The organism is Algibacter sp. L3A6, assembly GCF_009796825.1.
Taxonomy (GTDB): domain Bacteria; phylum Bacteroidota; class Bacteroidia; order Flavobacteriales; family Flavobacteriaceae; genus Algibacter.
The window spans coordinates 4,329,186-4,343,678 of record NZ_CP047030.1; the positions used below are offsets into that span (position 1 = coordinate 4,329,186).

At 32.0% G+C, this 14,493-nt stretch carries 8 protein-coding genes and 1 pseudogene; 5 read left to right on the forward strand and 4 right to left on the reverse strand.

What is annotated here, in order from left to right; translation table 11 throughout:
• Nucleotides 1-129: 129 nt before the first annotated feature.
• The 5 genes and pseudogenes from GQR98_RS19200 to GQR98_RS17825 all read left to right on the forward strand — a co-directional run.
• Nucleotides 130-580 (forward strand): annotated as a pseudogene (locus GQR98_RS19200) (transposase); the annotation flags it as partial.
• A 655-nt stretch (nucleotides 581-1,235) separates the two neighbouring features.
• On the forward strand, nucleotides 1,236-1,577 hold the full coding sequence (locus tag GQR98_RS17810; RefSeq protein WP_159020748.1) for a hypothetical protein: 342 nt from the start codon (nucleotides 1,236-1,238) through the stop codon (nucleotides 1,575-1,577).
• Between the two features lie 78 nt (nucleotides 1,578-1,655).
• Nucleotides 1,656-3,551 (forward strand): sulfatase, encoded by a 1,896-nt coding sequence (locus tag GQR98_RS17815; protein WP_159020749.1) that lies wholly within the window; start codon nucleotides 1,656-1,658, stop codon nucleotides 3,549-3,551.
• A 410-nt stretch (nucleotides 3,552-3,961) separates the two neighbouring features.
• Nucleotides 3,962-4,744, forward strand: a complete 783-nt coding sequence (locus GQR98_RS17820; RefSeq protein WP_159020750.1) for a T9SS type A sorting domain-containing protein — start codon at nucleotides 3,962-3,964, stop codon at nucleotides 4,742-4,744.
• Between the two features lie 240 nt (nucleotides 4,745-4,984).
• Nucleotides 4,985-7,279, forward strand: coding sequence for a T9SS type A sorting domain-containing protein (locus tag GQR98_RS17825; protein ID WP_159020751.1), 2,295 nt, complete (start codon nucleotides 4,985-4,987; stop codon nucleotides 7,277-7,279).
• Nucleotides 7,280-7,659: 380 nt separating this feature from the next.
• Here the strand turns inward: GQR98_RS17825 and GQR98_RS17830 are convergent, their stop codons facing one another.
• The 4 genes from GQR98_RS17830 to GQR98_RS17845 all read right to left on the reverse strand — a co-directional run bounded on the left by GQR98_RS17830 (nucleotide 7,660) and on the right by GQR98_RS17845 (nucleotide 14,493).
• A complete protein-coding gene (locus GQR98_RS17830; RefSeq protein ID WP_159020752.1) occupies nucleotides 7,660-10,041 on the reverse strand; it encodes a T9SS type A sorting domain-containing protein in 2,382 nt (793 codons plus the stop codon).
• Nucleotides 10,042-10,472: 431 nt separating this feature from the next.
• Nucleotides 10,473-12,071, reverse strand: coding sequence for a hypothetical protein (locus GQR98_RS17835; RefSeq protein ID WP_159020753.1), 1,599 nt, complete (start codon nucleotides 12,069-12,071; stop codon nucleotides 10,473-10,475).
• A 115-nt stretch (nucleotides 12,072-12,186) separates the two neighbouring features.
• On the reverse strand, nucleotides 12,187-12,942 hold the full coding sequence (locus tag GQR98_RS17840; protein WP_159020754.1) for a hypothetical protein: 756 nt from the start codon (nucleotides 12,940-12,942) through the stop codon (nucleotides 12,187-12,189).
• 30 nt (nucleotides 12,943-12,972) lie between these two features.
• On the reverse strand, nucleotides 12,973-14,493 hold the full coding sequence (locus GQR98_RS17845) for a sulfatase-like hydrolase/transferase (RefSeq protein WP_159020755.1): 1,521 nt from the start codon (nucleotides 14,491-14,493) through the stop codon (nucleotides 12,973-12,975).

The window sequence follows — 14,493 nt, forward strand, 5'->3', positions numbered from 1 at the left end:
AATTGACTTCATAACGAGGCTACTGAAAAACTCTAATTATAAAATAAAAGGAGAAGAATTATCAAAATTCTTCTCCTTTTTGTGTTTTTAGTTATGCTATCACAATATCATACTTTGCCTCTTAGTTAATATAGTTCACTTGATTACTTAGTAGTTCCAAAAGGTAATTTATTAAGGAAAATTAACGATTTAATCGAGTTTGGTTTTACCTATGAATAACTTATTCAGACCAAGGCAGGGTTGCTGAATGTCCAGTCAAATTATTCAAATACTTGTTATTAAAAGTGATTTACACCTTTCAGATGTTGCTATGGTGGAACGTTCCCGATATGATATATCTTTCAAGTACTTTTAAGAAATGTTACCTGAACAAGGAGTTATCAATCCCAATACTTAAACAAAAATCCGTAGACAACGCCTAAAGGATACCAATCTATTAGATTTATTAATTAACAAAACCGTAAATATTGGTGTTGAGAAAGGGATTATCGGCTCTAGCTCTATCATTGTGGATGCTACCCATACTCTGTCTAAATCTAATCCCATTTCAACAATTGATGTTGTACGAGAAAGAGCTAAAAAAACAAATTATTGATGTCAAAAAAAAAGAGACTAGTTCACGTGATAAGGCTACTTTTTCAGCAGACTCCTTCTTAACTGGCTTCTTTTTTTAAAATACTTTTTTATACTTCGAAATCACCAATTATTATTAATATAATCTAGACCTGTAAAGCGTATAAAATTAAATTATCCTGAGATGTTTCATCTACTTCAAAGATCTAAAAACAACTATAGGTTAGTGCAAAATCAAAATATTAGAGTAAAACAAAAGAATCAAAACCAACTCATTCATTTGATAAAACATACGTTAAGTTTTTCAAATATTACTTTTAAAAAGCAACATAAAATGTAAATTAATTGTTTTCACTTTGAAAGTTTTCAAGATTTAGAACACAAAACTCAGTACAAAATTTATCATATCGGAAGTATTTCTCAAAACAATTATAAAAATTAAGCAACAAACAACTAAAACAAACAACTACCATCAGACAAACAAATAACCTATACAAAAAAACACACAAATACCTGAAAAACAAAATACTAAACATAAAAAAACTTAACATATTGTTTTAACAAAACAAAATATATACGCAGATTAAAGCAAAAAAATGAGCTATTTAAGCAAGATAAATTTTAAGTAAAAAATTACTTTTGAAAAAATAAAACTAAATACGATGAGAAAAACAATTTTGACCCTAATCTTTGGAATTTTACTAAGTATAACTGGTAATGCACAAAACGACTTAGATGAACGTTCTCAAGCAAGAACATCTGAAGACATCATAAAAATTGACGCTTTGGTAAATTTAACTGATGATGAAAAAGCTTCATACAACGATTTTTCTAATGCATACTATTTAGAATATTTTAAGATTGCAAAAAAACACAAAACGAACAATCTTGAATTATTTAAAGAGAAAATTAATGAAACAAACGCTGTTTTTGTTAATAATCTAAAGAAAGAATATGGAAAAAAACGTGCCTATGAAATATTAAAAGCGCGTAGATCTAAATAAATATTCTAAGTAACTTTAAATATATAGGCTTCTTTACATAAATAGGCCTATATATATTTTTAAAAACAACAGTTAATTATGTTTAAGACTTATATAGCAGTTATTGCATCTACAATCTTTATGAATTGTAATGCTCAGAATACAAATTTAATCAAAGACAGGCCTGCTTCTAATGTACTACTCTTACTAACAGATGACTTAGGTTGGCAAGACGTAAAATGTTACGACATCGACGAACCATCTCCCTACGAGACACCAAACATTGATGCCTTCGCTAAAAAAGGAGTACAATTTTGGCAAGCTTACTCTCCTGCCCCTACTTGCGCACCTAGTAGATGTGCCATAATGAGTGGAAATCATCCTGCAAGGGCACAAAAAACTCATGTTATTGGTGGTGCACCCCCTACTGTTTATGCAAATAAAAACACACAACGTATTATCGATCCTTGGTACAGTGGACGTATGCCTGAAAACGAAATGACTTTGGCTAGAGTGCTTCAGCAAAATGGATACAAAACTGGGCATGTAGGGAAATGGCATATGGCAAACAATCATAAATCTTATCCTCAACCTACAGACCAAGGTTTTGATGACTCAAAATCAAACATAGGGATTACAAAACGAATGAAAAATCGTTTACAAGGATTTGCTACAGAAAAAGTATCGGATCCTTACAGATTGGATCAAAACGGTTTTCCTTATCATCAAAATAGTGAAGATGCTTTGAGTTTTTTAAGGAAGAATAAGGAAAATCCTTTCTTTTTATATTATGCTACATGGCTTGTTCATGCTCCAATACACACAAGAAGCAAAGCACTTTTAGAAAAATATTGTAAAAAATTAGGAGTCGATTATCCTACGGACCCTAAACATTGGGATTTAAAAGGTCAAAATAACCCATTTTACTGTGCTATGGTAGAAATGTTAGATTACTACGTAGGTAACGTTTTTAATTATTTAGAAACGACTGATGACCCGCGTTGGCCAGGACATAAATTAAGCGAAAACACCTATATCATTTTCACCTCTGACAATGGAGGGATGGAAAAACATCCAGGAGAGATTATTACAGATAATTACCCGTTAGACAAAGGGAAAATAAATGCTAAAGAAGGTGGTACTAGAGTTCCTTTACTAATTTCAGGTCCTGGTATTCAAAAGAATATTCAATCTGATGTTGTAGTAAACGGACTTGACTTTTATCCTACGATTCTTTCCTTATTAGATATTGAAAAACCAAAAAATAAACATTTGGATGGAGATGACTTGTCTACATTATTATTGAAAGATCCTACCGATTCTAAATTGGTTTTAAATAAAGAAGGAAAAGAAAGAACAACGATGATGTGGCATTTCCCTCACTCATCATACCAAAGTACTTTGCGTGTAGGAGATTATAAGTTGATTAGAAATTACGATTATAAAAACAACCCGAACCCAAGAAAAACAGAATTCGAACTTTATAAACTCTATGACACCTCAACAGGAGCGTCAAAAAGAGTGGATATTGAGGAAGCGAAAAACTTAGCAACATCAGATCCTGAAAGAGCCAAAGAAATGAATGCGAAGCTTACTGCTCTTTTAACAGAGATGAAAGCAAGCTACCCCTCTTACAACCCTTATTATAAAAAGGAATTGGAGCATAAAGAAACAACTCCTACATCTATAGTTGCATCTAAAAAGAAAAATAAAGTCACTTTTACGTATAAAGAAAATGGCGCCAAAGTGGTAAAAGCCAATTTAATTTACACTTTAAATGGCGGACATAAGTACGAGGAGTGGTTCAAAGCAGATGCAAAAATAACATCTAACAATACGGTAATCGTTGATTTACCAAAAGGAACAACGCATTATATCATTAACTTAATTGACGAATACAATTTTTTAGTAAGCTACCCTGAAATGCCTACGTTTAAAGGATTAAGAGCTAAAAAAGAGAACTATTCTAAATATGCTTTAGTGAGTAAAAAGTGATAACGGTACTTAAATACCCTTCCTCTTATTGTATTAAAAGTACAATTATAAAAACAACAGATCCCAATAGTTAAATTGACTATTGGGATTATTTATTTAGTGCTACCAGAAAGTTAAAAAAAAAAGAGGGTAACTATTTTTCACAATCATCTGGTTTTTAAATTTTAGGCATTATAAAATCATGTCGTTTTACGGAATCTAAACTTCCTTTTTGATATATAAACAAGAGGTCAAATAAGGTTTTTTAATATATAAGATAGAAATGTTAGTCTACAGTATAGAATTAGATGGTGAAAAATATGTTTTAAGGGTAAATGAGTTAAATAAGCAAAAATTTGATTGAATAAAGCAAATTAGAGCCCAGTGTTTATGATACTTTTGGCTTATAACTAATTTTAAAAAACATTATCATGAAAAAACAATTACTTTTAACAATGACAGCTATATTAGCGTCATTAACAATCTCTTCTCAGGCAATAATTACTAGCACAGCTGAAGATCAAACTTTCAATGTTGGAAATGCTGCAACTGCTTTACCAGGGTATAGTATCGCTATTACCTCGGGTACCGAATCAATTGGAAGTAACTATGTCCAAATAAACGGATCAACTACTGACAGTGATTCTGTATTAAGTTTTGATCTTCAAGGTTCAGCAGAGACAACTGCAAAGCTTACTATGCAAATTAGACTGTTTAGCTTGAACACTGGCACTGCTACTATTACTATAGGGGGGGGGACTCCTGAAACATTTATTCTTGATCTTAATTCACCTTATTTTACAGCTGGGGGTTTTGACATATATGATCTCCCAATTGCAGCACCACTAGAATTATCCAATGGTGTAAATACCCCTGTTACGGTTGCTGTAACTGGTGCCCAAGGAGGACAAGCATCTATAAATAGAGCGAGATATTATAGTGCGAAAATTACTGATAAGGTAACTGAGACCTTGGCAACTAATAGTTTTGAACTAAAATCGTTTCAAGTATTCCCAAATCCTATTACTGATAGTTTTCAAATCAACACTGAAGAATCTATTAAAAGTTTAAGCTTGTTTAACGTGACTGGTCAGTTAGTTAAAACTTTTACAGCTTCAGAAAACTATGATATTAGTGATTTTAATCCTGGAGTTTATTTTGCAACAGTTACTTCTGAAATAGGTTCTCAAACTATTAAAATAGTTAAGAAATAATATATCTTTAAATTTTTAAAAATCCTCAAGGTTTAATAGCTTTGGGGATTTTTTTTTTGTTTAAATAAGTGATGATAATTGCTCTATGAAAGCTACAGCTTTGAATTGACACATGATTATTTATTTTTTGAATGCCTGAAATGAGAAAGCTTTTGGTTGAATACAGAAAAGCTTAAAATGGATTTCCTCGTAGTTTTGATAATGATAATATAACTATATACACTAACCAATCAAATTAGCATGCAAAAAATTACTTTATTATTTATTATTAATTGTTGTATTGTTTTTTCTCAAACACCTACTCAAGAAAAGTTAGCAAATATCTTTCCTGCTAGCAGTATTCCAACTATCGATAATGCGAATTTTAATTTCACCACAAATTTCAGTAATTCTGGTTCTACTTGGGCAATTAGTTTTCCAGAAACGGATGTCTATAGGGCATTGATGTCTTATAGTAATCCTACTAACCCAAATCAATCGTATCAATTAAGAATTGGTAAAGGAGGGCAGATTTATTCTTTTATCACTGCTTCAGGAGAGACAGTTGCTCCACAATATAGGAGTAGCACAGATGTTTATGGTTCAGACCATGCTCCATGGGTAGATGAGGTATGGCAGATGGTAGCTGTAGATACTGATCAAAATGATCCGGGTAATGACATGAGGTATTTTATTCATCAGGCGGGAGTCTATTTTAAAGATCCAGTTAATTTATCGCAGCCTTTTTATTCGCCTCAAATAGCCTCTTATTATAATGCCACCAATCAAGAGTATACAACTGTCAATTGGGGACAGCATGCACACATTGATCAAAATTTGGTTGCTGGATTTACATCTTCGTTACTTTATTATACCAAATTTAAAAATATTGGGAACGGAATTATACAAGTAGATTACATCATGTATAATTTTGGGCAGGATGAAATTTCGTTTGTTAATGTGCCTTGGGGAGGAGTAAGACGCTCTACATACGATAATTTCTTTGTATCAAGTGTCGATAATAATTTCACCCATAGCGAAGGTAGGTTTAATAGCAATTCTTTTACAACGGACACGACTAATGGTTGGGTTGCTTTTTCTTCAAATGATACGGGTACACTTCCTAGTTTAGGGTTAATTATGAACAACAACGAAGGAGTCTTACGTATAGGTGATGCAGGAACAGCTGACGGTCGAAACTATACTGTGTATGAAGGAGTAAAATCAGGTTTAGATTTAGGTTTTGGTAAAGCCTTACGAGCTCGTAATTATTTTATTTTAGATAGTTCGGTGGCCGATATTCAAGCGACTATTGCTTCGTTGGATTTACAAGAGAATACCTTCTTTGGATATGATACCAAAACAGTCAATGAAGTTGATAACTCTTATTCTTTTTTCGAAAAAAACAGTACTATCATTTCTAGGATTGAAACCACTAGTACTGACGGTTTGAATTTAAAGTTGCAACCCTATGCCAATAGTTACCCGCTATTTATTATAAAAGGAATAAATAGTTCCAATCAAGAAGAATACCAAATCACGTCTAATTTATATACGTATTCCAATTTACCTTATGACGGCAAAACGATGGATATTCAATTGCTTGGTTTTAGTGATTCCAAAAAAGAAATCACTTTAGAAAATGCTGTGGTTACTTATGGAGGGAGTTATACTTTTCCCGATGGTACCACGCAAAATAACATTAATTCAGCAACAACTCATTTTAGTGATTTAGGACCTAATGCAAATGGATATAACCAGTTAATACAAACAACGCTAACAGTCACTTCGGACCCCATTTTAAAAAGCGGTAATGCTTGGTACCACAACTACGAAACCAATACTTTTAATGCTCCTAAAATCAGTACTACAGGAACATTCTTAGAACAAACAAATGCTGTAGCTACTCCTACAAATATAGGGAATAGCAGTGTAAAGGTGGCCAAATTCACTAAAGATGCAGGTATTCATTCTAATATTCGATTTGCATTGCCGGGTAGTATAACACCCACTAATAAAGCATCAGCTATATTTAAAATAAAACTATATGTCCCGTCCAATGCTACAGTAACAGATAATAATATTAAAATAATATTGAGAGAAGAGAATTCAGGTACCACTCAAATAAGCTCTACTCAGACCATAACCAATTTTGATGTGTGGCAAGAATATACTTTCGATTTTTCAAACGTAACATTTACTGGCACAAACTATGATTATTTGAATTTGTTTTTTGCACAACCAGATACAGATGGAGATGCAACAGGTAATGTCTATTATTTTGATGCATTACAAGGTCCTTTTAACAGCAATTTGTCAACTAATAGTTTTGAACTAAAATCATTTCAAGTATTCCCAAATCCTATTACTGATAGTTTTCAAATCAACACTGAAGAATCTATTAAAAGTGTAAGCTTGTTTAACATGACTGGTCAGTTAGTTAAAACTTTTACAGCTTCAGAAAACTATGATATTAGTGATTTGAAAGCTGGAGTTTATTTTGCAACAGTTACTTCTGAAATAGTTCCTCAAACTCTTAAAATAGTTAAGAAATAATATATCTTTAAATTTTTAAAAATCCTCAAGGTTTAATAGCCTTGGGGATTTTTTATTTGTTCAAATAATTGATGATCATTGCTCTATGAAAGCTACAGCTTTGAATTGACACATGATTATTTATTTTTTGAATGCCTGGAAATGAGAAAGCTTTTGGTAGAAAACAGAAAAGCTTAAAATGGATTTCCTCGTAGTTTTGATAATGATAATATAACTATCTACACTAACCAATCCAATTAACATGAAAAAAATTAATTAAAGAATAATTTATTGTAGTGTTATAGAACCTTTAAGTAGATTAAAAATAAAGATATTATTCATTTAAAACAATAGTAAAAATTGCGGTTTAAAATTCAATAATGGCAAAATAAACATCTTAATTATAAGTATGCTTTACCGTACTTATCGTTTTTAATAACTTTTATTATTTTTGTCCCCAATTCTGTGTTAATCTTTACAAAATACAAGCCAGAACTTAAATCACTTATATCATACTTCATAGATGGGTTTAGTGTTTTAACCAAACTCCCGTTTACACTATATACTTGAATGTTTTTAATTTCTTCATCATCACCAATTATTTCAAAACTATTACTCACAGGATTGGGATAGGCTCTAAATGCAATATCTTCATTAGAGAATTCTTTTATAGACAAGATGGAAGAATTATTGATAATAATATCCTGAAATCTAAAGTTAGCTGCTACATTAAGAGGTATGTTAACATCATAATCAAGAATATTTATAGTAACGGTAATCGGACTGTCTGTAAAAGTTATTGATTGAGAAAAAACTATAGTTTCAAACACATAACCAGCGTCATTTGTGTCATCATAAACAAATGTTTCTGTAGTATATCCAGGTATGGATATACTCAACTCCATTCTTGCATTTTGTTGTCTATTGGTTACTAATGAAAGTGTTGAAAGCGTTGTTGCACCAGATGTCTGCATAGCAAAAATTAGAGAACCTGTACCATCTTGACTCCCGGCAGCAGACCTAAATTGAGCATACGTGTCTTTTTGTTCAAAATGAACCACATTATCAGACTTAGTTAAAATGGGGGTAATATCCCCTTCAGCAGTCCCTATATCAAAAACTTGATCTATTTCTAGTACATCCGAGATCGTAACTATAGGAATTTCTACATAAAGCGGGACCCACAGTTTATTTTGGTATTCAGTTGTTAAAACAACTTTTGTATCATCTATAATGATATTGTCTAACAATATATATTGGGTTTCATCATTACTTAGGTCTTCACCTGATGCGTAACCTAACAACCTAACATACTCAACATCTCCGTTGTATTGTCTATAGGTAAATCTATCTTCGTAGGTTGCAAACTTAGAATTGTCTTCTGGATAAGGATTACTAAATGGCTGGGTAGACACATTGTAATAAAGATCTGGAGAAATATATTCTGAACCACTTTCATCTCTCATTAAAAAAACAGGAACCGTTCCTTTAATCGGACTGGTAAATAATTGAATATTTTGATCTAAAGCATCATCTAACTCTTCAGATTTTATAGTTACCATAGCAGCATCTTCTATTGCAGGAGATATAAAGCCATACGCTACCTCAGATTTTATTTTGTTTGCTTTTTCTTGTACCTCATCTCTTGTACCATTGATATAATACATTCTGTAATAAAAGGTATCTCCTGGGTTTACATCTATTTTTGTAATCACTGTAAATAATGTATAATCTCTAAGGTTTGTGTCTCCTCCTACTTGCGCACTTCTGTAGTAAATTCTAGTAAGGTTATGATCACTAAATTCATCGGTTAAAATTTCATCTCCAAAAACAATTCCTAATGCCGGACTTGATGCTGAAAGCGTATCTTGAGCATAAATAACATAACCACCCGTAGCATCAATATCTTCTAAATCTCCCGGATTCTCTGTTCCTGTTTGTCCGTAAATGATTTCAATATCTCCACCTGGTCGACCAACAAACTTACCTCTTAAAGAAGAACTTCTAACTCCTCCCCAGGGAACGTTTAAGTGATCTATAACATCTGTTCCAAAATTTTCAATTACATAGGTAACTTCTAGAATTCCTTCCCCTATATCTTTGTACTTAGTTGTATATAAAACCCCCGATTTAAATAATGAAGGAACATGTGCTTGTGCTCCCCAATTGGTTACATAGTAAGCTTTTTCTGTTGGATGGTAATAAGATGCCATTAATGGACTATAAAAAGGTTTGTCTAAAAAATCTATACTCTCTGCAGCATCATCTGTTAAGTAGGTACCTGCACCATGTATAAAATATTTGAGTCCCGTATTGGTAGCTCCCTCAATAAAAACATTGTCATCCTCTCCATCATTATTATTTAATTCCCCAGAAACACTTACCGGTTGCCAAACCTCATCATTCCATTGAGAATGACTCTTACTACTTGGTGGAACCCCTTCTCCATAAGGACCTATAAAAGAATAAATCTGTCCTCCTTTGCCTATACGTAAATCCCAAGTATTATTTGCATCAGATATATGTTTCAAACGTGCTAAATAAACATCTTGTTCATCCAAAGTCTCTCCCCAACTACTGCCAGACGGTTCAAAATTAGTAGTAAAAGTTGTGTTATCACTTGGACTGATTAAGTCACCGTAATCCTTTAAAGGGACATGATCGAAGAAAGTACTATCCAAAGCCTCTAAAGGGCTTTGATTTAGAGATAATACATTAATAGTTTGGGAATAATTAATAGTGCTTGTGAAAATTAAAAAATATATTACGTAATATTTTAGCATAAAATTTTCTTTAACTAGGATTCCTAATAATTTGCAAAAATAACTCTTGTAATATTATAGGCTTTTCGATATTCAACCAAATCTTTGCTCTAATCTATACCTAAACAAAGTATTTATTCTAAAAAAGTAAGTTATTTGGTTGATTTATTCTAGGTAATACCACAGCAATATCCGTATAACTAACTATTGACTCCAATCTAATAGTTAGTTATCTATTAGCCACTAATAAAAGAGTTTTAGAGCTTAGTGTTTACTAAAAAAACTATACCATCTTGATTTCCTTCACTTCATCTGAATTGAGAATAAGAATCTTTTTATTCTAAATGAATACCAGTATAAGTATTAATTAAAACAGGTAAGATATCTCTATCAACATTCCCTATAAAAACTTGATTTAGATTTAAAACAATTGATCTTGTAACTATAAGAATTTATTGATGAAGAGGAACCCATAATCTGTTTTGGTATTCCTTTGTTAACACTACTTTAGTATCATCTACGATAATATTGTCTAACAATATATATGTATGTTTATTATCACTCCTATCTTTATCTGATGCGTAACCTAATAGTCTAACATATTCTATTTTACCATCATATTGTCTGTAGGTAGTTCTATTTTTATACCTTTTATATTTAGAGTTGCCTTTTTTGTAAGGATTACTAAACGGAATGGTAGTGACACCGGAATATAGATCAGGAGAAATATATTCTTTTCCAGTAGCTGTATCTCTCATAAGAAAAACAGGAATCATATCTTTTATTGGACTGGTATACAATTGTATATCTTGATCTAAAGCATTATCCAACTCTTTAGCCTCAATAGTTACCATAGCAGTATTTTCAATTGTAGGAGTTATAAATCCATAAGCAACCTCTGATTTTATTTTGTTTGCTTTTTTTTGTACCTCATCTCTTGTACCGTTGATATAATACATTCGGTAATAAAAAGTCTCTCCCGGTTTTACATCAATTTTTGCAATTGTAGTAAATAATGTATAATCACGGGGATTTCTATCATTCCCTACCTGTGCACTTCTATAGTAAATTTTAGAAAGGTTATGATCGCTAAACTCATCTTTTAAAATTTTATCTCCAAAAACAATTCCCAATGCTGGACTTGTTGACGAAAATGTATCTTGAGCATAAATAATATAACCACCTGTAGCATCAATACTATCTGTATCTCCTTTGTTTTTAGTTCCAGTTTGTCCGTAAATAATTTCAATATCTCCACCTGGCCTGCTAACAAAATTTCCTCTTAACGCAGAACTTCTAACACCACCCCAAGGAACGTTTAAATGATCTAATACATCTGTTCCAAAATTTTGAATTACATAGGTAACCTCTAAAATCCCTTCTCCTATATCTTTGTATTTAGTGGTGTATAAAACCCCTGATTTAAACAAGGATGGAATATGCGCTTGCACTCCCCAATTGGTTACATAGTAAGCTTTTTCAGTTTGATTATAATAGGATGCCATAAGCGGACTATAAAAAGATGTTTCTAAAACACCCGCTAAATACGTACCTGCTCCATGTATAAAATACTTTAATCCAGCATTCGTAACCCCCTCTTTAAGGTTTGTATTCTTATCCCTATTATTAAATTCCCCAGAAACAATTACCGGCTGCCAAACCTCATCATTCCATTGAGAATTATGACTCTTATAACTAGGCGGAACTCCTTCTCCATAAGGACCAATAAAAGAATAGATTTGTCCTCCTTTACCTATGCGTAAATCCCAAGTACTATTTGAATCTGATTCATGTTTTAAACGTGCTAAATAAACATTTTTCTCATCTAAACCCTTTCCCCAACTACTACCAGAAGGTTCGTAGTTGGTGCTAAAAGTTGTATTGCTACTTGGCTTGATTAAACCTCCATAATCCTTTAAAGGAACATGATGAAAGAAAGTGCTATCCAAAGCTTCTATAGGCCTTTGACTAAGAGATAATTTCTTTTCAGCCTGAGCAGAAATCATGCTGATTGTAAACACTAAAAAAAGTAACGATAAATATTTTAACATAATATTTTCTTTGATAAAAATTCTGAATATCATTCAAAAATCAACTAATCTTACCTCAAAGTGTTTTCTTCATTCAACCTAATCTTAACTCAGATTATTTTTTAAATAGGAGTAATTACTCTACTACATTAGGTCTGAAATTTTCAGGTAATTCCGTTGCAATATCCGTATGATTTTCAATAGTAAGACCAAGGCTTGCTTCAAGTGAAAATTCATAAAACAAAATATAGTCAATACTAGTTCCTTGTGCTCTTCCAGACATGGTAAATGTATAGGTTTCTCCTTCTTTTAAATTATAGACCGCTCTCGTTAAGACATCATTTCCGTTCACTTCTGCCTCTAATTTAATTGTAGATCCCCATTTCCGAACACCTCTTCCCCAAAACTTATGGTCAGTTTCTAAAGTTTCTGTAGTATAAACAAATCCAGATGTGAAATCACCCTCCAACCTAACATACACATCATTTCTTTTATCTTCTTCTTCATCATCAGCAAGTGGCTGATACATTCTCATGACAAGTCTATATTGCGCTGTTTTAGGACAAACAAATTCATATTCTAATGGAGATGTTGCAGGTCCAGTGTTTAAATTATTCCCTGTAAATTCTAGATACCCTTTATTAATAGCTTCTATTCCTGTTCCAACATGGTATTTAGGATCGCCAGGAACTCGTTTTACCCATAATCCTAAATCAGATTTTGTGATTTCAGGTTCAAAAACAATAAAATTGTCACCATATAGGATATCTGTTTTTGTTGGTTCTTCTTCAACTTCTTCAACTTCGTCAATAGCTTCTTCTTCATCAGAAGTTCCACATGACACAAAAAATAAAAATGTTAAAAGAAAAAAGATGTTTGGTAATCTAGTCATAGTTATAATAATTTAAAATTGATGTTATAATTAATAAAGCTCTTTCACAAGAGTTTTACATTTGTTTCTGTAATAATCAAGTTGCTTTTTGTAAGCAGGGTTTGTAGCCAAATTATTCTGTTCTTTAGGATCTTTTAATATATCGAACAACTCCTCGTAAATAGGCTCTTCATTGGTTTCCATAGATTGATTTGGAACATACTTTTTTCGATCATTTATTTTACTGAAAGATCGGATGTATTTGTATTGTTTACTTCTAACAGCTTCTTGTCTAGGGTATCCTTGATCTGTAAATAAATTTTCTAGGAATATTTCATCTCTCCATTGTGTGTTTTTCTTTTCAATTAATGGAAGCATACTTTTTCCTTGGTAAGATTTAGGAATCGCTACACCACACATTTCTAAAATAGTGGCAGGAATATCTTGGCCAACGACCAATTCATCTATTACTTTCCCTTTTGTTTTTTTATTGAATAATGGTGAATACACAATCAAAGGTACATGTACAGATTCATCATATAATATCGTCTTTCCTCCTAAACCATGTTCTCCTAAAAACAAACCGTTATCAGAACAAAATACAATAATGGTATTTTCATCTTCACCTATTTCTTTTAAATAGGTACGTAAATTCCCTACCATTACATCAATGGCATGAACAGCACGAGTCATTTTTAATTTTTCATTTAATAATCTAGCTCTTTTAGAAGTGACATAATATCTCATCAAATCACTTGTAGCATATACTTCCTTAGGAAGACTAATTTCTTGAGGATAGTCATCTGGTAACGTTATCTTATCTTTAACATCATTGTATCCTGTTTTATAATATTCTGGATCTGTTTCACGTGACCCCATTCCACCAATGCTAGAGGCATGTGGAAGATTTAAATTAATCCAAGCAGAAAAAGGTTTGTTAGGATCTCTTTTATGTAATTGATTTTTAATGGAAGCATCTGCATTCTGATAAAAATAATCATACGTATCATTCTGTGTCAAATAAGCTTTGGTAGCCTCTAACATTCCTTCTATTTGAGTTTTGTGTTTAAGATTTCCAAACTGTTTGTGTTTTTTTGCTGGGTAAAATCCTAAATGTCCTTCACCATAATAGCAGAAATCAGTATTTTCTATTAAAGAGGTATTCCTTCTATCTGAAATTTTTGTGTGATGTTTCCCTATAAAAGCGGTTGAATATCCTGCTTTTTTTAACTGTACCAACCAACTCTTTTTATAAGTTTTATCAGATATTAGATTCTTAGAAACATAGTTAAATCCAATTTTGTTTTTTCGTTCCCATTGCCCTGTAAATATATTGGCTCTACTTGGCCCACAAATAGGACTCGTAATATATGCGTTGTTGAAAAACACACCTTCTTTAGCCAACGCATCAATATTTGGAGTTTGAACAACAGGGTCTCCCGTCATACTTAAAGAACTGAACCTTTGATCGTCAGAAAACACGAAAATAATATTTGGTTTCTTTTCTTGTGCTCTAACAGAACAAGCTAAAAAAGAAACGAATACACATATGCTGTATAGAATTATTTTCAT